This window comes from Actinoplanes subtropicus, assembly GCF_000721705.1.
In the GTDB taxonomy this organism is placed as follows: Bacteria; Actinomycetota; Actinomycetes; order Mycobacteriales; family Micromonosporaceae; genus Actinoplanes; species Actinoplanes subtropicus.
In genome coordinates this window covers 88,784-114,775 of record NZ_JOJL01000039.1, presented here as the reverse complement: position 1 = coordinate 114,775, position 25,992 = coordinate 88,784, and the positions used below count along the sequence as shown (strand labels likewise).

Below are 25,992 nucleotides of genomic sequence, written 5' to 3'. Positions count from 1 at the left end.
ATGGAAATCCGTCACCTGCAACTCGGTAGCTGCCCCGACTCGTGGGGTGTGTGGTACGCCGACGACCCCCGGCAGACGCCTTGGAACCGTTTCCTCGACGAACTGGCCGCCGCGGGCTACCGCTGGCTCGAGCTGGGCCCGTACGGCTACCTGCCGACCGACCCCGCGCAGCTCAAAGACGAGGTCGCCAAGCGCGGGCTCACCGTGGCCGGCGGGACCGTGGCCGGCGTGGGCGGGCCGCACAAGGACTTCGACGCTGTTGTGGCCGAGACCCGCAAGGTGGCCGAGCTGACCGCGGCCATGGGCGCGAAAAATGTCGTCTTCGTTCCGGTCCCGGGCTACCGCGACGACGTGAGCGGGGCCTACTTCGAAGCGGCCGAGTTGGACGACGACGCCTGGCGTGCCCTGACCCGGAACTCCAACACCCTCGGGAAGATCCTTCTCGAGGAGTACGGGGTGCACATGCGGTTCCACCCGCACGCGGACTACCAGGTCGAGACGCAGTCCCAGGTGGAGCGCTTCCTGGAGGAGACCGATCCCGAGTTCGTCTCGCTGTGCCTCGACACGGGGCACCTCGCCTACCGGCGGGCGGACGTACCCGGACTGATTCGCAAATATCCATCGCGAGTCGGATATGTCCATATCAAGCAGATGGACCCGGTCATCGCGCAGCGCGCCGTCGACGAGGACCTCGCCTTCGGGCAGGCCGTGGCGATGGGCGCGAGCGTCGAGCCGCCCGCCGGCGAACCCAAGATCCCGTCGGTGATGGAGGCGCTCAGCGAGCTGGACGCCGAGATCTTCGTCGTGGTCGAGCAGGACATGTACCCGGTCGACTTCGACCTGCCGCTGCCGATCGCGACCCGCACCCGCATCTACCTCAACTCGGTCGGTCTGCACTCCCGGCCGGCCGCCGCCCTGACCCAGGAGATACCCGATGATCAGTCGTAGTCGCACCTTCCGCGTCGCCGCCGCACTGTCCGTCATCGCCGTCGCGGCCGCCGGTTGCAGTGGGGGTGGCCGCCAGAAGGAGAGCACCACCACCAGCGGCGGCGGCAATGCCGCCGGCAGCTCCGGCTACACGATCGCCTTCATCACCCATGAGACACCCGGCGACACGTTCTGGGACAAGGTCAAGAACGGCGCGCAGCAGGCCGCCAAGGACACCGGTGTCACCCTGAAGTACTCGAACGACCCGGAGGCGCCCAAGCAGGCGGTGCTCATCCAGAACGCGGTCGACTCCAAGGTCAGCGGCATCGCCACCACGCTGGTCACCCCGGACGCCCTGGCCGGCGCGGTCAAGTCGGCGATCACCGCGGGCATCCCGGTGGTCGGCTTCAACTCCGGCATCGACCAGTACAAGCAGCTCGGCGCGCTGATGTACTTCGGCTCGGACGAGACCCTGGCCGGCACCACGGCCGGCAAGCGCCTCGCCGACCAGGGCGTGAAGCACCCGCTCTGCGTCATCCAGCAGACCGGCTCGGTCGCCCTCGAGGCCCGCTGCGCCGGCGTCAAGAGCTCGGTGCCCGGCACCGAGAACATCCAGGTGAACGGCGCCGACGACGCGGCCGTCACAACCACGCTGCAGGCCAAGCTCTCGCAGGACAAGTCGATCGACGCGATCGTCACGCTCGGCGCCCCGCAGGCCCTCGACGCGATCAAGGCCAAGGACGGGGCCGGCAGCCAGGCCAAGCTGGTGACCTTCGACCTCAACCAGGAGGCCGCCCAGGACATCAAGGACGGCAAGATCCTGTTCTCGATCGACCAGCAGCCGTACGTCCAGGGCTACATGGCCGTCACCTCGCTGTACCTGTACCTCAAGAACGGCAACGACATCGGCGGCGGCAAGGCCGTGCTGACCGGTCCGTCGTTCGTGGACAGCACCAACATCGACAAGATCCTGCCGTTCACCAAGAACAACACCCGCTAGGCGGAGGTTCAGCCATGACCACGACCGTGGACGCGCCCGCGCGTCATGCGAACCGGGTGCGGCCCAGCCTCCCCAACCGGCTCCTCGCCCGGCCCGAGATCGGGGCGCTGGTCGCCGCGATCATCATCTTCATCTTCTTCCTCGTGCTCGCGCCGTCGTTCCGCTCGGCCGAGTCGTTCTTCACCGTGCTCTACCAGTCCTCGGTGATCGGCATCGTCGCCGTCGGCGTCGGCCTGCTGATGATCGGCGGCGAGTTCGACCTGTCGGCCGGCGTCATCGTCTACACCGCCGGCCTCGCGAACTCGATGTTCTGCTGGTACTTCGGGATCAACATGTGGGTGGGCGCGGCACTGTCGCTCGTGTTCTGCCTGGCGATCGGCTTCCTCAACGGATACCTCGTGATGCGGACCGGGATCCCGAGCTTCCTCATCACGCTGGGCACCTTCTTCGTGCTGCAGGGGGCCAACCTGGGCGTGACCAAGCTGGTCACCGGCACGGTCTCGTCGACCGACGTCAGCCAGATCGCCGGCTACGACTCGCTCGGCAAGGTGTTCTCGTCCAGCTTCAAGATCGGGTCGGTCACGGTCTGGGGCTCGGTGATCTGGTGGGTCCTGTTCGTGGCCCTGGCCGCCTGGGCCCTGCAACGGGCCAAGGTCGGCAACTGGATCTTCGCGGTCGGCGGCAACGCGGAGAGCGCCCGCGCGGTCGGGGTGCCCGTCGTGCGTACGAAGATCGGGCTCTTCATGACGGTCTCGTTCCTCGGCTGGTTCGTCGGCATGCACCAGCTCTACCGGTTCAACACCCTGCAGGCCGGCGGCGGCGTCGGCAACGAGTTCCTCTACATCATCGCCGCCGTGGTCGGCGGGACGCTGCTGACCGGCGGTTTCGGCAACGCGATCGGGGTGGCGATCGGCGCGTTCATCTTCGGCATGACCAGTCTCGGCATCATCTACGCCGGCTGGGACCCGAACTGGTTCAAGGCCTTCCTCGGCGTGATGCTCCTGCTCGCCGTGCTGGTCAACCTGTACGTGAAGAAGATGTCCACCATGCGGAGGGCGGACTCATGACCGACACCCTGGCCGAGCACGCCGACAGTCATCTGCAGAAGGGCGAGCCGCTCATCGAGATGGAGAACGTCGGCAAGTCGTACGGCGCGATCCGGGCGTTGCGCGGCATCAGCCTGCGGGTGAACGCCGGCGAGGTCACTTGCGTGCTGGGCGACAACGGCGCCGGGAAATCCACCCTCATCAAGATCATGTCAGGGCTGCACCCGCACAACGAGGGCGTGGTCAAGGTGGACGGCAAGCCGGTCACCTTCTCCAGCCCCCGCGAGGCCCTCGGGCACGGCATCGCGACGGTCTATCAGGATCTCGCCGTCGTGGGCCTGATGGAGGTCTGGCGCAACTTCTTCCTCGGCTCCGAGCTCACCGCCGGCAGGTACCCGCTCGCCGGGCTCAAGGTCAAGCAGATGAAGGAGATCGCCGACGCCGAGCTGCGCAAGATGGGCATCGTCGTCAAGGACATCAACCAACCCATCGGTACGCTCTCCGGCGGCCAGCGGCAGTGCGTCGCGATCGCCCGGGCGGTCTACTTCGGCGCCCGGGTGCTGATCCTGGACGAGCCGACCGCGGCGCTCGGCGTCAAGCAGTCCGGCGTGGTCCTCAAATACGTCGCCGCCGCCCGGGATGCGGGGCTCGGCGTCGTCTTCATCACCCACAACCCGCACCACGCCTACATGGTCGGCGACCACTTCGTGATCCTGAAGCTGGGCTCGACCGCGCTGGACAAGACCCGTAAACAGGTCGGCCTGGACGAGCTGACCCAGCAGATGGCCGGCGGGGACGAACTGGCCGAGCTGTCGCACGAGTTGGGACGCAACTGATGCTGAAAGTCGGAGTCATCGGAACCGGAATGATCGGGCAGGACCACATCCGGCGGCTGACCACGGTGCTCAACGGGGTGACGGTCACCGCCGTCACCGACGTGGACACCGCGGTCGCCGCCGAGGTGGGGGCCCGGATCGGCGCCGCCGTCCATGCCACGGGCGAGGAGGTCGTGGCCGACCCGAATGTGGACGCGGTGCTGGTCTGCTCCTGGGGGCCCACCCACGAGCAGTACGTGCTGGCCTCGATCGCGGCGGGCAAGCCGGTCTTCTGCGAGAAGCCGCTCGCCACCACCCAGGGGGCCTGCCTGCGGATCCTCGAGGCGGAGGTGGCGCACGGCAGCCGGCTCGTGCAGGTGGGCTACATGCGGCGGTTCGACTTCGCGTACCGGGCGCTCAAGTTCGCCCTGGATGCCGGCGAGATCGGCGCGCCGCTGATGATGCACTGCGCCCACCGCAACCCGAGCGTGCCGGGGCACTACCGGGGCGACATGGCGATCACCGACACCGCGGTTCACGAGATCGACATGGTGCGGTGGATGTTCAGCACCGAGATCGCGGCGGTGCGGGTGCTGGTGCCCCGGCACAACCGCAACGGCGGCGACCTGCAGGACCCGCTGCTGCTCATCCTGGAGATGGCCGACGGCGTGCTCGTCGACGTCGAGACCTCGGTCAACATCCGGTACGGCTACGACATCCGCGGCGAGATCGTGGGGGAGAGCGGCACCGCGACGCTCGGCGGTCCCGCGCCCGTCGCGGTGCGCCGGGAGGGGCGGGAGGGCGTACCGGTTCCGGTCGACTGGCGGGAGCGCTTCCTGCAGGCGTACGACGTGGAGCTCCAGGAGTGGGTCCACGCCATCGCCCTCGGTGGTCAACCGCTGGGGCCCAGCGCCTGGGACGGGTACGCCGCCGCCGTCGTGTCCGACGCGGGAGTCGAGGCCCTCCGTACCGGCGAACGGGTTTTGATCTCCCTGGTCGAACAGCCGAAGCTCTACCAGGAGGCGGCGCCGTGAAGATCGCTCTCGATCCTTACATGCTGCGCAAGGTCCCGCTCTTGGAGTTGCCGCGACTCGTGGCCGATCTTGGCTACCAATATATTGAAATGTCGCCCCGAGACGATTTTCTCCCGTTTTTTCTTCATCCACGGATCGACGACGCCGGCGTCGCGGCTTTCCAGAGAGAACTGGCGGCCGCAGGCGTCTCGATCTCGTCCGTTTTGCCGCTTTATCGCTGGTCGGGACCGGACGAGGACGCCCGTCAGGCCGCCGTGCGTTACTGGAAACGGGCGATCGAGATCACCGTGGACCTCGGGGTCGACGTGATGAACTCCGAGTTCAACGGCCGGCCCGAAAAGGCGGACGAGAGCGAGGCGCAGTTCTGGCGCTCGCTGGAGGAGTTGTTGCCGATCTTCGAGCGGGAGGGGGTGCGGCTCGTCCTCGAACCGCACCCGGACGACTTCGTCGAGGACGGGATCGCCGGCGTGAACCTGGTCCGCGGGATCAACTCCGACCTGGTGTCGTTCCTGTACTGCGCGCCGCACACGTTCCACCAGGGCGGCGACCTGGCGGCGGTGATCAAGCACGCCGGGCCGTTGCTGACCCAGGTGCACCTCGCCGACTCGTTCGACTTCCGCGGGTCGTCGGGGCTGCGGTACATCGTGAATCCGCCGGGCTCGACCGCCCGGGTCCATCAGCACCTGGACATCGGGCAGGGGGAGGTCGACTGGGATCTCTTCTTCGCGACGCTGGCCGAGGTGGGCTTCGACGGCATCGCGACGGTCTGCGTCTTCGCCTGGGAGGAGCGGGCCGAGGACAGCGCCCGGTTCAACCTTTCCCAGGTCAACCAGTACCTGAGCAAGACCGCCGGGTGATCGATTGTAGGCTGGGGCGATGAGCGAGCGGGTGACCAACTGGGCCGGCAACGTCGTCTTCGGGGCGCGGCGGGTGCACCGCCCGGGCTCGGTGGACGAGGTGCGCTCGCTTGTCGCTTCCGGTGGGCCGCTGCGCGTGCTGGGCAGCGGCCACTCCTTCAACCGGATGGCCGATACGACCGGTGACCTGGTGTCGCTGGCCGGGTTGCCGCGCGTCTTCGAGGTCTCCGCCGACCGCAAGTCGGTGCGGGTCGACGGCGGGATCCGGTACGGGGATCTCGCGGTGGCGCTGGAGAAGGAGGGGCTGGCGCTGCACAACATGGCCTCGCTGCCGCACATCTCGGTGGCCGGGGCGGTGGCTACCGCTACGCACGGGTCCGGGGTGCGGAACGCGAATCTCGCCTCCGCCGTCTCCGGGCTGGAGTTGCTATCCGGCGCAGGGGATTCCGTCGTTTTGTCGCGGGACAATTCGGACTTAGCTGGAGCGGTGGTGGGGCTGGGTGCGCTCGGCGTGGTCACCGCCTTGACGCTCGACGTGGTTCCGGCGTTCGAGCTGCGGCAGTACGTTTACGACAACGTACCCTATACTTCGATTTCCGGGCATTTGCCCGAAATAATGGCTGATGGGTACAGCGTCAGCCTGTTTACGGATTGGACGGGGCTGGACGCCACCATGGCGTGGGTGAAGCGGGCCGCGCCGATGTCCGGGCCGTGGTTCGGGGCGTCGCCGGCCGAGGGGCCTCGGCACCCGGTGCCGGGGATGCCCGCGCAGAACAGCACCGACCAGTCCGGTACGCCGGGGCCGTGGCACACCCGCCTGCCGCACTTCCGGATGGAGTTCACGCCGTCGGCCGGGGAGGAGTTGCAGTCCGAGTGGCACGTCGCCGCGTCGGACGGGCTCGCCGCGATCGAGGCGGTGGCTGCCATCCGTACGCAAATCGCTTCTGTTCTTCAGGTTTGTGAAGTTCGGGCGATCGCGGCTGATGACCTGTGGCTGAGCCCGAACTACCGGCGGGACAGCATCGCGCTGCACTTCACCTGGATCGCCGACACCGACGCCGTGCTGCCGGTGGTCGCTTCGATCGAGGAAGCCTTGGCGCCGCTGCACCCGCGCCCGCACTGGGGCAAGATCTTCACCGCTTCGCCGGAGTCGATCCGGGCGGAATATCCGCGCTTCGGCGACTTCCGGGACCTGGTTCGCCGCTACGACCCGGCGGGCGTCTTCCGGAACGAGTGGCTGGCTGCCATCCTCGGCTGACCAGGATTTCTAAAATCTTCGTTAAGCGTTGATCTGTACCTGGGAGCGCTCCCGTATCTCCAGCCGAACGCGAATTTCGGCCCCTCTCGGGAAGCGCAGGTTCCAATGTACTCCAGGTCCCGGTTTACCAAACCCCGCGGTAACGCGCGCCGCTGGCAGATCGCAGCCGTCGCCGGGGTCGCGGTCGCCGTTGCCGGTGTGGGTCTCGGCGTCGCCAACGCCGACGCGGCGGTGCCCACCGTCAACTGCCCCGCCGTCAAGGTCAACGTAGCCGTCCCCACGCAGGCGGCGGCCGAGGTGCAGAGCAACCTCCAGTTGCTGAACACCCAGATCGCCGAGGCGAACAACCGGCTGAAGACGACCGTCGGACAGGGCGGCCCCCAATTCATCCAGAACGCGATCCTGGGCCCGCTGGCCGACAAGCGGTTCGCCACGATCAACCGGATCGAGACGGCGATCGGCCGCAACGCCGCCAAGCCGGACCTGAACGCCGCGGGCCTCAAGAACTGCACGCTCAACCAGGGCGGCGGAGCCTCGGCCCAGCAGCCGACCGCGATCAACACCGGCGCGGCCGCGGGCGCCGCCGGCTCCGGCTCGAACGCCGCCGCCGCCGTGCCGACGGTCAACTGCCCGAACGTCGCCGTCAACGTGGCGGTGCCGGCCGAGGCGCAGGCCGAGGTCGTGCGTAACCTGCAGCTGCTGAACACCCAGATCGCCGAGGCGAACAACCGGCTGAAGACGACCGTCGGACAGGGCGGCAAGGCCTTCATCCAGAACGCGATCCTCGGCCCGCTGGCCGACAAGCGGTTCGCCACGATCAACCGGATCGAGACGGCGATCGGCCGCCGCGCGCCGAAGCCGAACCTGAACGCCGAGGGTCTCAAGACCTGCACGCTGAACCAGAACGGCGCCGCCTCGGCCCAGAACGGCACCACCGTCAACGTCCGCGCGGCCGGCACCAACGCGGCCGGCACCGGCCCGGCGCCGACCGTCAACTGCCCGGCGGTGAACGTGAACGTGGCCATCCCGGCGCAGGCGCAGGCCGAGGTGCAGAGCAACCTGAACCTGCTGAACACCCAGATCGCCGAGGCCAACAAGCGACTGGCGACCAGCGTGGGCGAGGGCGGCCCGGCCTTCATCCAGAACGCGATTCTCGGCCCGCTGGCCGACAAGCGGTTCGCGACCATCAACCGGATCGAGACGGCGATCGGCCGCAACGCGGCCAAGCCGAACCTCAACGCCGAGGGTCTGAAGACCTGCACGCTCAACCAGTAATGCGCTGACCGGACTTCGGGCGTCCCCGCGGTGGTGGGGGTGCCCGAAGTCTGTTTCCGTCATGCGCGTCACGGGGGCACATTTCTGTCAGGCGGAGGCGGTACCTTTGCGCTCATGGCCGCCGATGCCCCGAAACCGCCAGCTCAGAACCACCGCCCACACCCCTGGCGGGTCGAGGGCGCGCCGCCCGAGCACAACCAGCCGCCCGAGCCGCCCAAGCAGCGCCCGGCCTGGTTCCGTTTCGGGTGGATGCTGCTGGTGCTCCTGGCGATCAACTGGATCATCTCGTCGGTGCTGCTGGCCCCGCCGCAGCGTACGTCGGTCTCCTACACGTTCTTCCTCACCCAGGTGAGCGCGGTGAACGTCTCCGAGATCACCTCGACCGGCGACACGATCGAGGGCCAGTTCACCAAGAAGGTCGCCTACACCCCCTCCGGCGAGACCAAATCGGAGGAGGTCGAGCGCTTCACCACCCAGCGCCCGTCGTTCGCCGACGACAACCTCTTCGCCCAGCTGCAGTCGCACAACGTCCCGGTGAACGCGAACCCGCCGGACGCGCCGGCCCCGATCTGGCAGCAGCTGCTGGTCGGCTTCGGCCCGACGATCCTGCTGGTCGGGCTCTTCTACTTCATCAGCCGGCGGGCGGCGGCCGGCCTCGGCGGGGGCGGCGCGCTCGGCGCCTTCGGCCGCTCCCGGGCCAAGCTCTACCAGCCGGAGACCGGGCCGCGCACGACCTTCGCCGACGTGGCGGGTATCGAGGAGGTCGAGCAGGAGGTCACCGAGATCGTCGACTTCCTCCGCGAGCCCGACAAATATCGCAAGCTCGGCGCCCAGATCCCGCACGGCGTGCTGCTGTCCGGCCCGCCCGGCACCGGCAAGACGCTGCTGGCCCGCGCGGTGGCCGGCGAGGCCCAGGTGCCGTTCTTCTCGATCGCCGCGTCCGAGTTCATCGAGGCGATCGTCGGCGTGGGCGCCTCGCGCGTACGGGACCTGTTCGAGCAGGCGAAGAAGGTCGCGCCGTCGATCATCTTCATCGACGAGCTGGACGCGATCGGCCGGTCCCGCGGCGGCGCGCAGTCGTTCGGCGGCAACGACGAGCGCGACCAGACGCTGAACCAGATCCTCACCGAGATGGACGGCTTCAACGGCAGCGAGGGCGTGGTGGTGATCGCCGCGACGAACCGCACCGAGATCCTCGACTCGGCGCTGCTGCGGCCCGGCCGGTTCGACCGGCGGGTCACAGTGAGCCCGCCCGACCTGCGCGGCCGCCGGGCGATCCTGGCCGTGCACACCCGCGGCGTGCCGGTGGCGCCCGGCGTCGACCTGGACGCGCTCGCCTCGGCGACCCCCGGCATGGTCGGCGCCGACCTGAAAAACCTGGTGAACGAGGCGGCCCTGCTCGCCGCCCGGCGCGAGCACACCCAGGTGCAGCAGAACGACTTCACCGACTCGCTCGAGAAGATCACGCTGGGCACGGTCCGCGGCATCATGCTGACCCAGGAGGAGCGCGAGCGTACGGCGTTCCACGAGTCCGGGCACGCGCTGCTCGGCATGCTCACGCCCGGCGCCGACCCGGTCCGCAAGATCTCGATCATCCCGCGCGGTCAGGCCCTCGGCGTGACCTTCCAGAGCCCGTCGACCGACCGGTACGGCTACTCGGCGAAATACCTGCGCGGCCGGATCATCGGCGCGCTCGGCGGCCGGGCCGCCGAGGAGGTGGTGTACGGCGACATGACCACCGGCGCGGAGAGCGACCTCGACCAGGTCAGCAACATCGCCCGGCAGATGGTCGGCCGGTGGGGCATGTCCGACGCGATCGGCCCGGTCACCGTGCTGCCGCCGCCCGGGCAGGAGTCGCCGCTCGGCCTCGACGGCGTCGCCCCCGGCACCAAGGAGCTGATCGACGCCGAGGTCCGCAAGATCGTCGACGAGTGCTACGCGGAGGCGCTCGAACTGCTGCGTGGGCACCGGGCCCAGCTCAACTCGCTCGCGGGCAAGCTGCTGCAGAGCGAGACGCTGGACGAGGACGATGCGTACGCGGCGGCCGGCATCGACCGCGAGACGGCGCCCGGCGCGGTGGCCCGCGGCGAGGCGCCGGGCGGCCACCCGGCGCCCGGGCTGCCGGCCGTGCCCGCCTTCCCCGACCAGTCGACCCCGGCGCCGTCTGCCTGAGTTCGCCACGCGGCGCGCTCCGTGTCCCTTTCGGGTTCGTCTCCACGGGGGAAATAGCTGGCCAGAGGGGTTAAAGGGTCAGCCGTTCCACCGTCGCGGGGTCGGCGGGCGGGCGGCAGACTGCGTGACCGTGCTTGATCACGTACGGCGTCTTGGGGCTTTGTCGTTGGTCTTTGTTGTCGCCGCTTGCGGAACGGATTCGTCCTCCTCCCTGGCCCCCGGGGTTGCGGAGGGCAGCCCGGCTGTTGTCCCGTCGGCGCCGGTCACCACCTCGGCCTCTCCGTCCCGCTCCGTCTCGCCTTCGGCGTCGTCACCCGCGCCCTCGTCCTCGTCCTCGCCTTCGTCGTCGCGCTCGCCGATCTCGCGGGACAAACCGTCCTTTTGGGGTGATCCGGTCGCGGTGGAGGAGTTCGACGGGCCGCTGTCCGCCGAGTGGGGCAAATACGACAGTCCGGATGCGAGCCCGCCCCGCAGCGCCGGCATGGTGTCCGTCTCCGGCGGCCAACTGCACCTGGCCGGGGGTGTCAACGGCGGCAAGGACGTCGGCTCGGGCGTGATGTTCCTGCGCGACCAGAAGTACGGCCGGTGGGAGGTGCGCTTCCGCGTCCAGGCCGGCGCCGGCTACGCCCCCGACGTGCTGCTCTGGCCGAAGAACAACAACGACTGGCCCACCGCCGGCGAGATCGACCTGGCCGAGATGAACGACCCGGCCCGCGCGGGCTTCGGCAGCTTCCTGCACCACGGCAAGGACAACACCATCGTCGGCCACCAAACGAGGACCGACTTCACCCGGTTCCACACCATCGCCGTCGACTGGCTCCCCACCCGCGTCACCTACTACCTGGACGGCAAGAAAATCTTCAACGTCACCCCGAGTGCCATCAAGACCGGCCTCCCGACCGAATCGGTGATGCACCTGGCCCTGCAACTCGACCAGGGCTGCAGCGACCTCATCCCGTGCCGCACTGCGAAGACCCCGGCCAAGGTCGTGATGGACGTCGACTGGGTGAAGGTCTACCGGGCGCCTCAGTCGTAGTACTGGATCAGGCAGAACTCGTGGCCCTCGGGGTCGGCCATGATGACGACCACGCCCTCGTCGTAGTCGTGGCGCTCGCCGGTTTCGCGGCCACCCAGCGCGATCACCTCGGCCACGCCCCGGTCGATGTCCTCGGCGACCACGTCGAGGTGGATGCGGACCTTGCCGGGGTTCGGCTCGGTCACCGGCTGGAAGGCCAGGCGGGGCAGGGCGTCGCCGCGCCGGCCGAGGTAGACCCGGCCGTGCTGGGACGGGCCGGCCTCGCGGCCCAGCAGGGCGCTCCAGAAGCGGGCCACTCGAGCCGGGTCCAGACAGTCGATCGTCACGCCACCCCAGACGTTTGCCATGTGCCCGATTCTGCCCGGTGAGGCGGCCGTATCGACTTGCCGGCCCGCCGAAGGGATCGCTACCTAACGTGGCGATCGGTTCGGCTCGCGGTCGTAGCCGATGAGCGGACCGCTCTGCCGGGATCACGCTTGGGGGCTGTCTCCCGTTCGCGCCGAGTGCTCGTGGCTCAGATACCGAACCGGCTTGCCGAGCGACTCCGCGTAGGCGATCTCTCGTCGGGTCGACTCGCCCAGGTAGCCGCCCGGATCCACGATGTACACCTCGTCAGCCATGCGAATCTTCTGGAAGTGCACGCGGCCGAGCCGCCCCTTCAGGTTCGAGCTGTCGACTGTCCAGTCGTAGCCCGGCAGGTCGGGGAGCGTGAACGTTCCGAGGCTGATCACGACGTAACCTTCCAGCGTGAGCCGCTGGTTGACCTCCGCGAACTCGGCCTCGAACTTGGTCGAGCCGCACAGCGTGATCACCTTCGCCTCGCCCTCGGCCTAGCGCGGCGCCTGCTGGTCCTCCATGAGGTTCATGATCGGTGAGCCGGCAGGACAAATCCATTGCCGCCCCTGGGCGTCCGCTCATGCCGCTGTGGGGACTCTGGCGGTCAGCCCCAGCCGCCTGTGCGTGCGCGGGTGTTTCCGCGTGCTTGTGGCGGTGGGAGTGCGGTCGGGCCGAGGGGGTGGACTGGCAGCCTCGCGTATTCGACCAGTTCGAGTTCTGGATCCCGGGGGCGATGAGCGCGATGCCGAGCAGGCGGTGGCTGTCGGCCAGGACCGCGGCGCCGCGTGCAGCTGACGCGATCCCGACGGCGATGCCCGCGATGCCGATGAGAAGTCTCATGCGGGTTTTGGGGTTGGGGGCCGCCATGAACCGCCTGGATCACGACAAGGTCCACCTACACATCGAGGCTCCACCAGGCGGATCGCTGGCCTCGCGGGGTGACCGAGTCGGCATCACCGTGCTGCAGCCTAGGCAGGGTCCCCAGCCCTGAACGCCTGCGCCACTCAACGTGCGACGTGGTCGGCTGAGACCCCGATCGAACAAAGTGATGCTGCCGGGGAACCCGAGCTGGATAGTCGCCCAGGCGCCGCGCGCGACGTTGTGGCTCAGGTGTCGGCTGGCGCCGCCGCCGGACGGCGATGATCGGCAGGGCCGGGCCTGGGCCCTACGACGTGGGTGAGGCCGGTACCGGGCTGGCGGCGCCGTGGGCGCCGACGTCGTGCACGGCCGGACCGGAGGGTACCGGGGCCGGCGGCGCGCCCGCGCCCTGGACCGCGGGAGACGGCGCCAGGCCGGCGGGCAGGGTCACCTCGATGACGGTGTTGACAACCGACCATGCGGGCGGTCCGGGCTGGCAGGTACGCGCGTTCGGCACCGGCAGCGGCCCGGTTGCGTCGGTCGGCGGCGGCGTCCACCCCGACCCGGACAGATCCGGGTCAGGCGAGCCCGGCGCGGACGGGTCCGGGTCCGACGAGGCCGGGTCCGGCGAGCCGGTCGGGGTCAGGCCGCTCGGGCGATAGCCGACAAGCACGTCGAGGGCACCGTCGTCCGCGGCGAGCAGCACGGTGGACGCTACGCAGGTGAGGTCGTGCGCGACGACCAGACGCAGCGCGTCGCCGTCCACCCGGTACCGGATGACCGGGACCGCCACGACGTACCGGCTGCCCACGTCGGCCAGTACCGGCTGGCGGTCCAGCACCCGGCTCGGCACGCCGTACGCGTGGTCGAACACCTTGATCCCGAGGTCGGTGCTGTCCCGTTCGGCCTCGGTCGGCGTATGTCGCGGCGCCCCGAACCCGGCGCTGACCACGCCGACCAGGACCACGACGGTGCCCAGCCCGGTGCCGGCGGCGGCCCACGGGAAGTACCGCCGGGCGGCCGCGTCGTGGTGATAGCGACCGAGGTGGGCGAACGCGATGCTGATCCGCAGCGCGCGCCCGACCGTCACGGACATCCCGACGAGCGCGGAGACGCCGACCAGACCGAGCCCCCGCACGGCCAGCGCGATGAGGAAGATGAGCGCGCCGGTCATCGCCACCTCGGCCAGTTGCGCCCGGGTGACGACCGGCTCGGCGCCGGCCGACCGGCCGCGCAGGGTCACCACGACGCCGAAGATGACCGCGGCGAGATCCGCCAGCAGCAGCAGTACCGACCAGCCGTTCACACCTGATGATTCTGCGGCATCACCGCCACCCGGCGACGGCTCACCGGGTAGCCCGGCCGACGCAGCCGCTCGACGTCGTTGCGGAGCACGTCCCGTCCGCCGATCGGGTGGCACGCCACCGGGTCCGGCTGATTTCGACTCGGAGGCGCGGATCGGGTCGCCGGCTTCCTCCCGGGTGAGTCCTTTGGCCCGCCGCAGGGCGCGAAGCGCGCTCCGAGCTGGATCCGGCGCACGGTTGAACCACCGCTGGGTCCCGGAACCACATCAGGTAGGACAGGTGAACCGGGCCGACCGGGCCCTGCTTCCCACGGCTCGACGCTCAGCGCGCGGTCGGTCATCTCGTCGACCCGGTCGCGGTCGAGGAGCTCGCCGGTGCCCCAGCGCCAATTTGCGTCCCCGCCCTTCTGCACGTCCGGCGTACCCGTCCGCTCATGGTGGGAGCCGAGCGCTGCCCTGTGCGCCTGATTCTGCCCGGTGAGTACCGGTACTCATGGTCGCGGCGCAGCCGGGCGACAAAAGTGAGGTCATGCGGATGCTCAAGTGGTGGGCGGTGGTCGTCGGCGGGGCCGCGGCGGCTCTGCTGTTCGCGTGGCTGGGGCGGTTGGCCGGGGTGCCGCTTCCGGCGCTGCTGGCGGTCGGCGGGGGCGTGGCCGCGCTGATGTGGACGGTCGTGCTGGTCACGGTGCCGTGGAATCTGTACTTCGAGGCGCGGCAGGTGCTGCGCCAGATCGAGACCTCGCGGGAGCGGGGCATCGGCGTGCCGGAGTCGCGGGACCGGGAGGCGCGGCTGATCGCCCGCCGGACGAGGTGGCTCGCGCTCGGCGGGCACGTCGGGACCGCCGCGGCGACGGCCGTCTTCGCGTGGGTCAGCGGCCACCTGGTCGGCTACTGGCTGGCCGCCTTCTACCTGATCTCCACGGCGGTACGGCCGGCGGCGGCGTTCCTCAAGCACCTGCGGCAGCGGCTCTGGGCGCTCCGGGTGGAGAGCACGTTCCCACCCGACGACGTCGAGGCGTTGCGGACCCGGGTCGGCTCGATGGAGCACGAGCTCGGCGCCCTGCGGACCGGTGTCGATCAGGGGCGGGCGGCGGTGGCGGAGGAGCTGGGCCGGCTGCGCGTGCAGGCCGCGGCGGAACGCGACCGGATCGAGCAGATGGCCCGGCGGATCGAGTCGGCCCTCGACGGCATGTCGGACCATCAGGAGTTGCTGACCGGCATCCGGGCCCTGGTCCGCATGATCCGGACGGAGCCCGCCTGAGGCCTAGCCGGCGGCGAGGTCCACGGTCATCCCCGTCCGGGCGACCTCGACCGGGCCGGGGAACGTGGTCGCGTCGAGTGCGGTCGCCGCCGACTCGCCGGGCATCAGGTGGGTCAGCAGGAGGCGGCCGACGCCGGCGGCCGACGCGTTCCGGCCGGCCTGGCGGGCGCTCGACAGAAAAGCGCGCGAATCCTCCGGCACCTCGCCGGCGTAGCTCGCTTCGGCGATCAGCAGGTCGGCGTCGCGGGCCAGTTCGGCGATCAAGGGGCTCGGGCCGGTGTCGCCGGTGTACGCCAGCGTGGTGCCGCCGGCCGTCAACCGGATGCCGGCGTTGGGCAGCCAGTGCGGGAGCATCCGCGTGTCCACCCGGAACGGGCCGACGCTCGGCTCGAAACCGCGCAGGTCGTAGTCGAGCATCCCGGGGCGGTCCAGGGCGAGGACGGCGTCCAGGGCTCCGGCTGGGGCGTACACCCGCAAGGGTTTTGGTGGTGAATCACGCAGCGTGCGCGCTCGCAGCAGCGGGTTGAGGTCGGCGCAGTGGTCGGGGTGGCCGTGGCTGATCAGTACGGCGTCGATCGTCTCGGGGGAGCGCAGGCGCGGCATCGTGCCGTAGCCGAGGTCGAGCACCAGCCGGAAGCCGTCGTGCTCGACCAGGAAGCCGCTGCACGCGTCGGCCGGCGACGGCCAGGCACCGCAGGCGCCGAGCACGGTGACCCGCATCAGCGGGCCCACGCGCGCAGCGCCCACCACCACCGAACCGTCTCCAGCACCGGCAGGCCCTCGGCCGGCGTACCGAAACCGGTCAGGTCCTGCAGGCGGCGCAGCCGGTAACGGACCGTATTCGGGTGCAGGTGGAGGGCGCCCGCGGTCAGGTCGAGCCGCTGCCCGTGGTCGAGGTACGCCAGCGCCGTCGAGACCAGCCCGCGGTGGAAGTCGTCGGCCGGGTCGAGCGCGCCGAGCAGGCCGCTGCTGAGGAACCCGGCCAGCATCGGCTGCGCGGCCAGCGCGGTCTCGCCGGCCAGCTCGACCACGTCGCAGATGCCGGTGGACTCGTTGGCCCGGGCGGCGTGCAGCGCGGTGCGGCACAGCCGGTAGGCGTTGCGGGCCTGGTCGAGCGTGACCGGCGGGGTGGTGACGACCAGCACGCTGGGGTCGAGGGCTCGGCCGGTCGGCAGCCGCGGGGTCAGCCCGGTGAGCCGTCCGCCGACCGGGGCCAGGACACCGCCGCAGCGGGCGAAAGCGTCTTCGAGGGACCGGACCCGGGCCGGGTCGGCCACGTCGGTGATGACGCAGTGGTAGGTGCCCGAGGCGTGCAGCCCGAAGCGGGCCGGGTCTTCCTCGGGGGCGGCCGGGGCGCCGTCGTCGTCGAGCAGCAGCCGGCGCAGCACCCGAATCCGCGCGGTCCGGTCGTCCTTGTTCAGCTGGCGCTCGGCCTGCCGGTAGCCGTCGATCACGTGGCGTTCCAGCTCGGTGCCGTACCGGTCGAGCTTGAGCAGGGCCTGCAGCAGCTCGTCCAGCGGGATGCCGGATTCGCGGCCTCGGTTGATGGCGATCTCCAGGAGGCGGCTGCGGCCGCCGTGCACCCCGGCCATCAAACCCGCGACCGGTACGCCGAGGGCCGCGCGCTCGGCCCCGAACCGCCGGGCCTCGCTGAAATCGAGATCGGTCCCGAACTCGTCCTCGGCCGCCGCCCGCTTGAACGCGGCGAACCCGGCGGCCAGCAGCGCCGCGACGTGCCGGCGGCTCTCCGCCCAGGGCAGCCGGGCCACTTCGGGGAACTGGGCGCGCGCGGAGGCGACGACGTCGTCGACCAGCTGATCGTCCTGGGACATGTCCTGCACGAGGGCAGCAACCGTGCCGGTCAGCATGTCCGGTCCGGTTGTCGCTCGGCGACAAGGTGGCGCTCTTGCATTGGGTGCGACCCTCTATCGACGTAGATCGCTTGCTTGTTCCCATGGGGTTACCGAAAAGTAACAGCTTCCGCCCGGCAGGGGAACCCGAAATGACCGTACAGATCGGACTTTTGAAAGGCGCGCTGGCCGCGCTGCTGCTCGCCGCGGGCACCCCAGCCGCGGCGCCCACTCTTCAGCAGGTCATGTTCGTCGGCAACAACTGGGACGGCACAGTCGACGTGATCCACTCGACCGGCGATTTCGCCAAGATCGGGCGGATCAACGTGGTGCCGGACAAGACCCAGCGGCTCACCGAGATCTACCTCAACCCGATCAAGCTCGCCTACTACCTCGGCATCCAGCAGGGCCCGGGGGAGGGGCACGACCAGCTGGTCGACGACATGTACACCACGCCCGCGGGTGACGCGCTGGTCGTCTCCCGGCCGAGCTTCGCCGACGTGGTCTCGATCGACCTGGCCACCGGCGCGGAGAAGTGGCGCTTCGCGGTCTCCGGCTACCGCGCCGACCACATGGCCGTCTCGCCGGACGGCACGGAGGTGGCGGTCTCCGCCTCGACCTCGAACACGGTGCACGTGCTGGACATCGTCACCGGCAAGCAGCTGGGTTCCTTCGGGGCGGGCGACAAGCCGCACGAGAACATCTTCACCAAGGACGGCAAGTACCTCTGGAACATGTCGATCGGCGAGGTGAACACGTCGCTGGACGACCCGTCGCTGGACTGGACCAAGGGCGACCGGCACATCACGATCGCCGACGCCAAGACGTTCCAGGTGGTCAAGACCATCGACATGCGGTCGCGGCTGGACGCCTTCGGCCGCTCCGACCTGTCCAACGCGGTCCGGCCCGCGGTCTTCACCCCGGACGAGTCGAAGCTGTACTTCCAGGTCTCGTTCTTCGCCGGCATCGTCGAGTACGACGTGGCCAGCGACAAGATCACCCGGGTGGTGGACATGCCCAAGAACCCGGCCACCAACCCGGACCGGACGACCTGGGTGAACGACTCGCGGCACCATGGGCTGTCGATGAGCCCGGACGGCTCGAAGCTCTGCGTCGCCGGCACGATGGACAACTACGCGACGATCGTCGACCGCGCGACGCTGACCCCGGGGACGCTGGTGACGGCGAGCAAGCCGTACTGGGCGACGGTGAGCGGCGACGGCAAGGACTGCGTGATCTCCGAGTCGGGCGCCGACCAGGTGACCGCGATCGACTTCGCCACCGGTCAGAAGGTGACCTCGGTGGCGGTCGGCGACCACCCGCAGCGGGTCCGGATCGGGCACATCCCGACCGGCTGGACCGCACCCTGAGAAGGGGCGCCGGCATCGGGCACCGCGGTCCGATGCCGGCGCTTTCGCTCGTTGGCACGTATCCGTGATTCCCCGGGGCCGCGAGGCCGCGATGCTGTCTGTGGTCGGCGCGTCGCGCCGAGTGAAGCCCACGGGGAAGGAACACACTTCGATGCATCGTCTCGCCCACCTCTTCGGTGCCGCCGCGCTGGTGGCCCTCGTCGCCGCCTGCGGCGACACCACGACCAGGAACGAGGGCACCGCCCCCGCCGCGCCGGCCGGTCCCACCTCCTCGTCCAGCCCGTCGCCGGCCGTCCAGCCGGTCAAGGCGACCGCTGCCGACCCGGCCCACCTGACCATCTACCCGGACCACATCGGACCGCTGAAGATCGGCATGAGCCTGGCCGCGGCCAAGGCGACCGGCCTGATCGTCGTCGACACCGGCGAGGGCGCTTCCGTCTTCGACGGCTGCGTCAGCGCGCACTGGAAGGGCCGGCCGGACCGGGTCTGGATGGTCTTCAACGGAAAGTACGGGCTGCGCGCCCTCGACTCGTTCGGCGACCAGAAGACGGCGGCGGGCATCCGGCCCGGCAGCACGCTGGCCGCGGTGCGCCGAGCGTATCCGCATCTCACCTGGCGCATCGACGGCGACGAGACCCCCGCCGCCCGGCGAACCGGCGGCGACGCGCTGGTCGACGTCGTGAAGGGCGACGGCGCGCACTACCGGATCAACATCCAGAACAGCAAGGTCACCGACGTGCAGCTGGAAAGCGACCGGCCCGGCTGCTACGAGTGACGCCCACGCCCAGGCCTAGAGTGGGGCCATGTCAAAGGTGCGGGTGCACAACATGGCGGTCTCGCTGGACGGGTTCGCCACCGGGGACGGGCAGAGCCTGGAGGCGCCGTTCGGGCATGCCGGCGGGCGGCTCATGGAGTGGTTCTTCGGGACCCGCGCGTTCCAGTCGATGAACGGCAAGGACGGCGGGAGCGAGGGGGCCGACAACGCCTTCGCCTCGGCGTGGGGGCCCGGCATCGGGGCCGAGATCATGGGCCGCAACAAGTTCGGGCCGCAGCGGGGGGCCTGGCCGGATGAGGAGTGGAAGGGCTGGTGGGGTGACGATCCGCCGTTCCACACGCCGGTCTTCGTGCTGACCCATCACCCGCGGCCGACTCTGGCGATGGAGGGCGGCACCACCTTCCATTTCCTTGACGCGAGCCCGGCCGAGGCGCTCGCTCAGGCGCGTGAGGCGGCCCGTGGCCTGGACGTACGGATCGGCGGCGGCCCCAGCACGGTCCGCCAGTTCCTCGCGGCCGACCTGATCGACCACCTGCACGTCGTGCTGGTCCCGATCGTGCTGGGCCGGGGCGTGCGGCTCTGGGACGAGCTGGAGGCCCTCGAGGAGCGCTTCACGGTCGAGGCGGTGACGACCCCGAGCGGCGTCACCCATCTGACCTTCGCCCGGCGATAGAAGACGCCGATCGGGCGTGGGCTTCCCGGAGGAATGGGCGGATCTGGTCCCGGGTGACCGGGTTCCCGGCGCCGGGGTGGCGGTCGGCGGCCCGGGCGGGGAGGTCTGGACCGGCGGTCCGGATCTGGTGTTCCAGGCTTGTTCGATCAGCAAGCATGTCGCCGCGATGGCCGCGCTCGTGCTGGAACCGGTCGGCATGGCGGACAGCAGCTACCGCCAGGATTTCCCGTACGAGCAGGGGATGCGCGCCGCCCGTGGCCACCGCGGCGGCGTTCCGGTGGCCGGCGGGTGCCACACGCAGCCGGAGATGGCCGGCGCCGGCCTGTGGAGCACCCCGGCCGACCTGGTGCGGCTGGAGCTGGCGATCGGCCGGGCCGTCGCCGGCGAGTCGGCGCTGCTCCCGCAGGCTCTGGCCGAGCAGATGGTGACCCCGCAGGTGCCCGGTGGGTTCGGGCTGGGCACCGAGTTCGGCGACGGGTGCTTCGGGCATACCGGGCAGAACACCGGCTTCAGCTGCTTCTCGTTCGTCTGGCCGGCGTCGGGCACCGCGGTCGCCGTGATGACCGACGCCAAGGACTGCCGTGACGCCCTGCGGGGCCTGATCGAGCTGGCCGCCCGCGACTACGGCTGATCGCCGGAAGGGTGAGCGGCGGCAGTCAGGGGCCGCCCTCCCCCGTGGAAGGACGGCCCTCTCCAGCCGTGCGGAAAGGTCAGGGAGCGCCGACCAGCTCCGGCGTCCGTTCCTCCGGCAGAGCCGCCGTGGCGGCGTGCCGGCCCCGAGGATGCAAGAACTTCGGCGCCCACCAGTTCGCGGGACCCAGCAGCGTCATCAACGACGGCAGCACGACCGCCCGGATGATCGTCGCGTCCAGCAGGATCGCCGCGGCCAGGCCGACGCCCAACTGCTTCATGTCGATCGTGCTGAGGGTCGCGAAGATCGAGAAGACGGCGACCATGACGATCGCGGCGCTGGAGACCGTGCCGGCCGAGCCCGCGATGCCGTCGGCGACCGCCTCCCGGGTCGGGACGCCGCGCCGCACCGCCTCGCGGATCCGGCTGACCACGAAGACGTGGTAGTCCATCGACAGGCCGAACAGCACCACGAACAGGAACAGCGGCAGCCAGGTGACGATCGCGCCGGTCGAGGTGAAGCCGAGCACCCCCTCGGCCCAGTGCTGCTGGAAGACGATCACCAGGAGTCCGTACGCCGCGCCGGCCGACAGCAGGTTGAGCAGGATCGAGGTCAGCGCGACGACCACCGACCGGAACGTCCACGCCATCACCAGGAACGTGAGGGCGAGCACGAACCCGGCCACGATCGGCAGGGTGTGCCAGATGTGCTTGGCGTAGTCCTCGTTCTCGGCGACCGGGCCGGCCACCGCGTACTTCGCGCCGGGGATCCCGCCGAGCGCCGCCGGGGCCAGCGTCTGCCGCAGTTCGTGCAGCGAGTCGGCGCCCTTGTCGCTGCGGGCCGAGAACGGGGTGGCGATGTCCATCGTGGCGACCGTCCTGTCGGCCGACACCTCGATCTTCGGGCCGGTGGTCTCCAGCGGCGCGAAGAGCGGGTCGCCCTGGGTACTCCCGGCCAGCTTGGTCAGCGCCGCCTTGACCTCGGCGGCCCGGCTCGCCGGCGCCTCGACCGCGACGACGTGCGTGGTGCCGTTGCTCGGGTACGCCGCGGCCAGCCGGTCGTACGCCTGCATCGCCGGCGTCGTGCGCGGGAGGTCCTCGGTCCCGGGGAACTTCAGCTTCATGCCGAGCGCCGGGGCGGCCAGCGCGAGCAGGGCCAGCACGCTGACGGTCAGCGTGATCGCGGGCCTCTTCAACGCCGGCGAGAGGATCTTGCGCCACAGCCGGCCGTCTTTGTTGGAGGTGAACCGCCAGATCAGCGGCACCCGCGGCCGGTCGACCCAGCGGCCCAGCTTGGCCAGCAGCGCCGGCAGCACGGTCAGCGAGCCGATCACGGCCACCGCGACGACGAGGATGGAGCCCACCGCGAGCGAGGAGAACGTCGAGTCACGGGCCAGGAACAGCCCGGCCATCGCGATGATCACGGCGGTGCCGGAGACGACCACCGCGTGCCCGGAGGTCTCCGCGGCGATCTCCACGGCGTCCACGTGGCCGCGGCCCCGGGCCCGTTCCTCGCGTTCCCGGCGCACGTAGAACAGCGAGTAGTCGACGCCGACCGCCATGCCGATCAGCAGGATGACGCTGCCGGTCGCGTTGCCGGCCGGGACGAGGTGCGAGGCGAGCGTGGAGAGCCCCATCGCGGCCGCCACCGAGGAGAGCGCGAGCAGCACCGGCACGCCGGCCGCGATCAGTGCGCCGAACGCGAGGATCAGGATGGCCAGGGTGACCGGCAGGCTGAGGATCTCGGCCTTCTGGAAGTCCCTGCCGAGCGTGTCGTCGAGCGCCTTCTGGATGGACGGGCCGCCGACCTCCTCGACCCGCAGCGCCGGGTACTGGGCCTGGACCTCGGCGGTGGCCGCGCGCAGGGGCTCGACCCGGTTCGAGGCCGTGTCCGGGTCGCCGGTCATGGTGATCGGGACCAGCAGCGCCTGCCCGTTGCTGGACGGGACCGGGTCGCCGACCTTGGCGACGCCGGTGACCACGCCGAGCTCGGCCTGCGCCGACTTGGCGGCCTGGGTGGCGGCGGCGACGTCGAGCTTGCCGGACATCGGCGTGATCAGGACGTTGTCCACGGCGGGCTCGTCGGCGAACTTGCCGTGCGCGATCATCACGTACGCCCGGCCGGACTCGCCGATCGCGTCGTCCTGCGCGGTCGCCTTGTGCGTGCCGGCCATGTTCCCGCCCACGAAACACACCGCCACGAAAACCACCCAGAGCGCGATCGCGCGCCACGGGTGCTCGGCGCTCCACCGCGCCATGCGTACCGTCACCGGCCGCTTCCCCATCTTGGGGCCCCTTTCTCAGCTTTTCTGTGTCGTAGCTGAAATTAGGCAGAGCGGCCGCTGGGAACATCCGGGCGAGACCCCGGTCGTCCCCCGGTCCGATTTGCCCAACCGGCCGGTGATCGCTCGGGGCTTTCCCCTAGTGCGATGTGAGGACCGACACGGTCGGTTTGGGACCGATCTGGTCCCTAACCGACTAGGGTGGTCCGCATGCCGCGCCCGACCAAGCAGCAGATCGAGGACGAGATCCTCGAGACCGCCGCGGCCCTGTTCGCCCGGCACGGGTTCAAGGAGACGTCGATCCAGCGGGTCGCCGACGCGGTCGGCTACTCGAAGACCGGCCTGCTGCACCGCTATCCCACCAAGGAGGCGCTGCAGGCCGCTGTGGTCGAGCGGGCGCTGACCGACATGCGGGCGATCGCCGCCGACGCCGAGGGCCTGCCGGTCGGCCCGGCCCGCGACCGGGTCGTGATCGCCGGTGTCGCCCGGCTCGCCCTGGCCCGCCCCGGCGCGGTCGCGCTGCTGCTCAGCGCCATGATGAGCGCCCCCGACAGCGACATGCTGCAGCAGGTCGGCGGGGTGATCTTCGCGGCCTTCGGCGTCGACGACCAGTGCGTGACCGATGTCGAGCTGCGGCGCCGGCTGCGGATCGTCGGCGCCCTCGGCGCGCTGGCGGTGACCGCGGTGGCGCTGCCGGAAAAGGTGCGCCTCGACGAGCTCGTCGAGGTCAGTTACGACGCGCTCGGCCACGGGCGCTGATCCCCTCACACCCCGGACAGAGGACCCACCCATGGCAACCCTGTTGCACCGCCTCGGCCTGGGCGCCGTACGGCACCGGATCGTCGTCACCGTCGCCTGGCTGGTGGCGCTGGTCGCGGTCGGCGTCGGCGCCGCCACGCTCTCCGGCCCGACCGTGAACTCCTTCTCGATCCCGGGGCAGGAGTCGACGATCGCCCTCGACCTGCTCAAGCAGCGCTTCGGCAACGCCTCGGCGGGCGCGACCGCCCAGGTGGTGTTCGAGGCTCCGGCCGGCGGCAAGATCACCGACCCGGCGAACGCGGGGCAGGTGGCGCAGGCCGTCGCCGCGCTCGGCAAGCTGCCCGGCGTCGTCGCGGCGAGCAACCCGCTCGACCCGAAGTCGCCGGTGGTCTCCCGTGACCAGACCGCCGCGTACAGCACGCTCAGTTACGGCGTACAGGCGTCGGAGATCACCGCCGACGAGCGCGACGCGCTGACGAAAGCCGTCGCCAAGGCGCGCGCCGGCGGGCTCACCGTCGAGGCGCGCGGCGACGCCACCAAGGAGTCGGGCGCCGACGTGGGCGGCCCGGCCGAGCTGATCGGCGTCGTGGTGGCGCTGCTGGTGCTGGCCCTGACCTATCGCTCGCTGGTGGCCGCCGGGATGAACCTGGTGACCGCGCTGGTCGGCGTGGCCATCGGCGCGCTCGGCATCGTCACCCTGACCGGCTTCGTCGAGCTGCAGTCGACCACCTCGATCCTGGCGGTGATGCTCGGCCTGGCGGTCGGCATCGACTACGCGCTGTTCATCATCACCCGCTTCCGGCAGGAGTTGCTACGGGGGCTGCCGGCGCCGGAGGCCGCGGCGATGGCGGTCGGCACGGCCGGTTCCGCGGTGTTGACCGCCGGCCTGACCGTGGTGATCGCGCTGGCCGGCCTGTCGGTGGCCGGCATCCCGTTCCTCACCGAGATGGGCCTGGCCGCGGCGGGGACCATCATCATCTCGGTGCTGGTCGCGCTGACGCTGGTCCCGGCGATCCTCGGGTTCATCGGGAAGCGGGCGCTGCCGAAGAAGACCCGCACCGGCCGGGGCTTCTACCGGGGCTGGGCCGGTCTGGTCACCGACCGCCGCTGGGTCAGCCTGATCATCGCGGTCGCCGCGCTCGGCGTGATCGCCATCCCGGTCGCGAAGATGCAGACCTCGCTGATCCAGAAGGAGGTGCCGGGCAGCAGCCAGGCCAAGGCCGACGCGATCGTCTCCGAGCGGTTCGGCCCGGGCTTCGCCGGCCCGCTGCTGGTGCTGGTGGACGGCTCCGGTTCCGCCTCGTACGCGAGCAGCGTCAGCCAGCAGATCGCCACCCTGCCCGGCGTGGCGGTGGCCACCCCGCCGCGGCCGAACCAGGCCGGCGACGCCGCACTGATCACCGTGATCCCGGCCAGCGGCCCGGACTCGGCGGCCACGGTCGACCTGGTCCACGCCGTCCGCGACAAGATCAACGACGGACCCCGGGCCAAGGTGTACGTGACCGGCCAGACCGCGATCAGCATCGACGTGTCGCAGAAGCTGGACGCGGCGCTGCCGGTCTACCTCGTGCTCGTCGTCGGCCTCGCGTTCGTCCTGCTGGTGCTGGTGTTCCGGTCGATCCTGGTGCCGGTGGCCGGGGTGCTCGGCTTCCTGCTCACCATCGGCGCCGCGTTCGGCGCCACGGTCGCGGTGTTCCAGTGGGGCTGGCTTTCTCGCATCGTCAATGTCCAGGTCACCGGGCCGCTGCTGAGCCTGTCGCCGATCATCATCGTCGGCATCCTGTTCGGCCTGGCGATGGACTACATGGTGTTCATGGTGTCCCGGATGCACGAGGCGCACGCCCACGGCGCGGCGCCCCGCGACGCGGTGGTCACCGGCTTCCGGCAGGCCGCCCCGGTGGTGGTCGCCGCCGCCACGATCATGTTCTCGGTGTTCGCCGGCTTCGTCCCGCAGGGCAACGACACGGTCAAGCCGATCGCGTTCGCCCTGGCCATCGGCATCCTGTTCGACGCCCTGGTGGTCCGCATGATCGCCGTCCCGGCGGCGATCGCCATCATGGGGAAGGCCGCCTGGTGGCTGCCGAGCTGGCTACGCAAGCTCCCGGCCCTCGACGTCGAGGGAGCGGCGCTGGAGCGGGAGACCGCGGAGCCACGCGAGCCGGTCCCGGCCGCCTAGACAGGGCCCGGGGCTGCGTGGTCGCCGCTGGGGGGCCGGTCGGGCTTGGTGGGTGGTCCGGCTGGCTCGCCATGGCCCGGGGCTGCGTGGTCGCCGCTCGTGCGGCCCGTCGGGCCTGGTGAATGTCATCATCCTTGCCGCGAAGATCGCCCGGCGAGGGCCCTGCGCCGCCCTGACGGCACCGGCATTCGCCGCATATCGCCCACCGAGACCGTCCACAGCCGCCGTGACCACGCAGCCACCGGGCCATGGCAAGCCCCGGCCACCCACCAAGCCCGACCGGCCCCGCCAAGGAGTGA

General features: G+C 70.5%; 24 protein-coding genes. 17 read left to right on the top strand and 7 right to left on the bottom strand.

Annotated features, from left to right (window positions below; genetic code table 11):
* From IH26_RS0142275 to ftsH, 9 genes are all read left to right on the top strand, one after another.
* Entirely contained in the window at positions 1 to 948 is a 948-nt protein-coding gene (locus IH26_RS0142275) for a TIM barrel protein (protein WP_051809493.1), read from the top strand.
* Positions 935 to 1,927 carry a sugar ABC transporter substrate-binding protein gene (locus IH26_RS0142270; protein ID WP_030441928.1) on the top strand — a complete coding sequence of 331 codons (993 nt, stop codon included), beginning with the start codon at positions 935 to 937 and terminating at the stop codon, positions 1,925 to 1,927. The genes IH26_RS0142275 and IH26_RS0142270 overlap by 14 nt, the downstream gene beginning before the upstream one ends.
* 14 nt (positions 1,928 to 1,941) lie before the next feature.
* A complete protein-coding gene (locus IH26_RS0142265; RefSeq protein ID WP_034217133.1) occupies positions 1,942 to 2,994 on the top strand; it encodes an ABC transporter permease in 1,053 nt (350 codons plus the stop codon).
* The gene (locus IH26_RS0142260) at positions 2,991 to 3,809 is read left to right on the top strand and encodes an ATP-binding cassette domain-containing protein (protein WP_030441926.1); all 819 of its coding nucleotides are present in this window, start codon (positions 2,991 to 2,993) and stop codon (positions 3,807 to 3,809) included. The genes IH26_RS0142265 and IH26_RS0142260 overlap by 4 nt, the downstream gene beginning before the upstream one ends.
* The gene (locus tag IH26_RS0142255; RefSeq protein ID WP_030441925.1) at positions 3,809 to 4,822 is read left to right on the top strand and encodes a Gfo/Idh/MocA family oxidoreductase; all 1,014 of its coding nucleotides are present in this window, start codon (positions 3,809 to 3,811) and stop codon (positions 4,820 to 4,822) included. Before IH26_RS0142260 ends, IH26_RS0142255 begins: the two co-directional genes overlap by 1 nt.
* Positions 4,819 to 5,679, top strand: a complete 861-nt coding sequence (locus tag IH26_RS0142250) for a sugar phosphate isomerase/epimerase family protein (RefSeq protein ID WP_030441924.1) — start codon at positions 4,819 to 4,821, stop codon at positions 5,677 to 5,679. The genes IH26_RS0142255 and IH26_RS0142250 overlap by 4 nt, the downstream gene beginning before the upstream one ends.
* Before the next feature lie 19 nt (positions 5,680 to 5,698).
* On the top strand, positions 5,699 to 6,937 hold the full coding sequence (locus tag IH26_RS0142245) for a D-arabinono-1,4-lactone oxidase (RefSeq protein WP_030441923.1): 1,239 nt from the start codon (positions 5,699 to 5,701) through the stop codon (positions 6,935 to 6,937).
* A gap of 198 nt (positions 6,938 to 7,135) precedes the next feature.
* On the top strand, positions 7,136 to 8,212 hold the full coding sequence (locus IH26_RS0142240) for a hypothetical protein (RefSeq protein WP_245665928.1): 1,077 nt from the start codon (positions 7,136 to 7,138) through the stop codon (positions 8,210 to 8,212).
* Positions 8,213 to 8,326: 114 nt separating this feature from the next.
* Positions 8,327 to 10,384: an ATP-dependent zinc metalloprotease FtsH gene (ftsH, locus tag IH26_RS0142235; RefSeq protein ID WP_034217129.1), complete on the top strand. Its 2,058-nt coding sequence runs from the start codon at positions 8,327 to 8,329 to the stop codon at positions 10,382 to 10,384.
* Between the two features lie 138 nt (positions 10,385 to 10,522).
* On the opposite strand, the gene IH26_RS0142230 is transcribed toward ftsH, so the two are convergent.
* Entirely contained in the window at positions 10,523 to 10,756 is a 234-nt protein-coding gene (locus IH26_RS0142230) for a hypothetical protein (RefSeq protein ID WP_030441920.1), read from the bottom strand.
* 28 nt (positions 10,757 to 10,784) lie between these two features.
* Here IH26_RS0142230 and IH26_RS56630 point away from each other — a divergent pair, with 28 nt between their 5' ends.
* Complete coding sequence (locus tag IH26_RS56630) at positions 10,785 to 11,420, top strand: glycoside hydrolase family 16 protein (protein ID WP_030441919.1); 636 nt, start codon at positions 10,785 to 10,787, stop codon at positions 11,418 to 11,420.
* On the opposite strand, the gene IH26_RS0142220 is transcribed toward IH26_RS56630, so the two are convergent.
* The 3 genes from IH26_RS0142220 to IH26_RS0142205 form a co-directional block, all read right to left on the bottom strand.
* Positions 11,411 to 11,767, bottom strand: a complete 357-nt coding sequence (locus IH26_RS0142220; protein ID WP_030441918.1) for a VOC family protein — start codon at positions 11,765 to 11,767, stop codon at positions 11,411 to 11,413. The two genes, IH26_RS56630 and IH26_RS0142220, sit on opposite strands and share 10 nt — an antisense overlap.
* Positions 11,768 to 11,890: 123 nt before the next feature.
* Positions 11,891 to 12,232: a hypothetical protein gene (locus IH26_RS0142215; RefSeq protein ID WP_034217127.1), complete on the bottom strand. Its 342-nt coding sequence runs from the start codon at positions 12,230 to 12,232 to the stop codon at positions 11,891 to 11,893.
* Between the two features lie 689 nt (positions 12,233 to 12,921).
* Complete coding sequence (locus tag IH26_RS0142205; protein ID WP_030441915.1) at positions 12,922 to 13,920, bottom strand: hypothetical protein; 999 nt, start codon at positions 13,918 to 13,920, stop codon at positions 12,922 to 12,924.
* Between the two features lie 526 nt (positions 13,921 to 14,446).
* On the opposite strand from IH26_RS0142205, the gene IH26_RS0142195 reads away from it, so the two are divergent.
* The gene (locus tag IH26_RS0142195) at positions 14,447 to 15,178 is read left to right on the top strand and encodes a hypothetical protein (protein ID WP_030441914.1); all 732 of its coding nucleotides are present in this window, start codon (positions 14,447 to 14,449) and stop codon (positions 15,176 to 15,178) included.
* A gap of 3 nt (positions 15,179 to 15,181) precedes the next feature.
* On the opposite strand, the gene IH26_RS0142190 is transcribed toward IH26_RS0142195, so the two are convergent.
* The gene (locus tag IH26_RS0142190) at positions 15,182 to 15,925 is read right to left on the bottom strand and encodes an MBL fold metallo-hydrolase (protein ID WP_245665927.1); all 744 of its coding nucleotides are present in this window, start codon (positions 15,923 to 15,925) and stop codon (positions 15,182 to 15,184) included.
* Positions 15,898 to 17,046 (bottom strand): RsbRD N-terminal domain-containing protein, encoded by a 1,149-nt coding sequence (locus tag IH26_RS0142185; protein ID WP_030441912.1) that lies wholly within the window; start codon positions 17,044 to 17,046, stop codon positions 15,898 to 15,900. The genes IH26_RS0142190 and IH26_RS0142185 overlap by 28 nt, the downstream gene beginning before the upstream one ends.
* 134 nt (positions 17,047 to 17,180) lie before the next feature.
* Here IH26_RS0142185 and IH26_RS0142180 point away from each other — a divergent pair, with 134 nt between their 5' ends.
* From IH26_RS0142180 to IH26_RS54675, 4 genes are all read left to right on the top strand, one after another.
* Positions 17,181 to 18,398 carry a YncE family protein gene (locus IH26_RS0142180; RefSeq protein ID WP_030441911.1) on the top strand — a complete coding sequence of 406 codons (1,218 nt, stop codon included), beginning with the start codon at positions 17,181 to 17,183 and terminating at the stop codon, positions 18,396 to 18,398.
* Positions 18,399 to 18,549: 151 nt separating this feature from the next.
* Positions 18,550 to 19,173: a hypothetical protein gene (locus tag IH26_RS0142175; protein WP_030441910.1), complete on the top strand. Its 624-nt coding sequence runs from the start codon at positions 18,550 to 18,552 to the stop codon at positions 19,171 to 19,173.
* Positions 19,174 to 19,201: 28 nt separating this feature from the next.
* Positions 19,202 to 19,846, top strand: coding sequence for a dihydrofolate reductase family protein (locus tag IH26_RS0142170; RefSeq protein WP_030441909.1), 645 nt, complete (start codon positions 19,202 to 19,204; stop codon positions 19,844 to 19,846).
* 16 nt (positions 19,847 to 19,862) lie between these two features.
* A complete protein-coding gene (locus tag IH26_RS54675; protein ID WP_030441908.1) occupies positions 19,863 to 20,477 on the top strand; it encodes a serine hydrolase domain-containing protein in 615 nt (204 codons plus the stop codon).
* 79 nt (positions 20,478 to 20,556) lie between these two features.
* Here the strand turns inward: IH26_RS54675 and IH26_RS0142160 are convergent, their stop codons facing one another.
* Entirely contained in the window at positions 20,557 to 22,761 is a 2,205-nt protein-coding gene (locus IH26_RS0142160; protein WP_030441907.1) for an MMPL family transporter, read from the bottom strand.
* 207 nt (positions 22,762 to 22,968) lie between these two features.
* Here IH26_RS0142160 and IH26_RS0142155 point away from each other — a divergent pair, with 207 nt between their 5' ends.
* Positions 22,969 to 23,517 carry a TetR/AcrR family transcriptional regulator gene (locus tag IH26_RS0142155; protein WP_030441906.1) on the top strand — a complete coding sequence of 183 codons (549 nt, stop codon included), beginning with the start codon at positions 22,969 to 22,971 and terminating at the stop codon, positions 23,515 to 23,517.
* A gap of 31 nt (positions 23,518 to 23,548) precedes the next feature.
* Positions 23,549 to 25,693: an MMPL family transporter gene (locus tag IH26_RS0142150; RefSeq protein ID WP_030441905.1), complete on the top strand. Its 2,145-nt coding sequence runs from the start codon at positions 23,549 to 23,551 to the stop codon at positions 25,691 to 25,693.
* Positions 25,694 to 25,992: the final 299 nt, after the last annotated feature.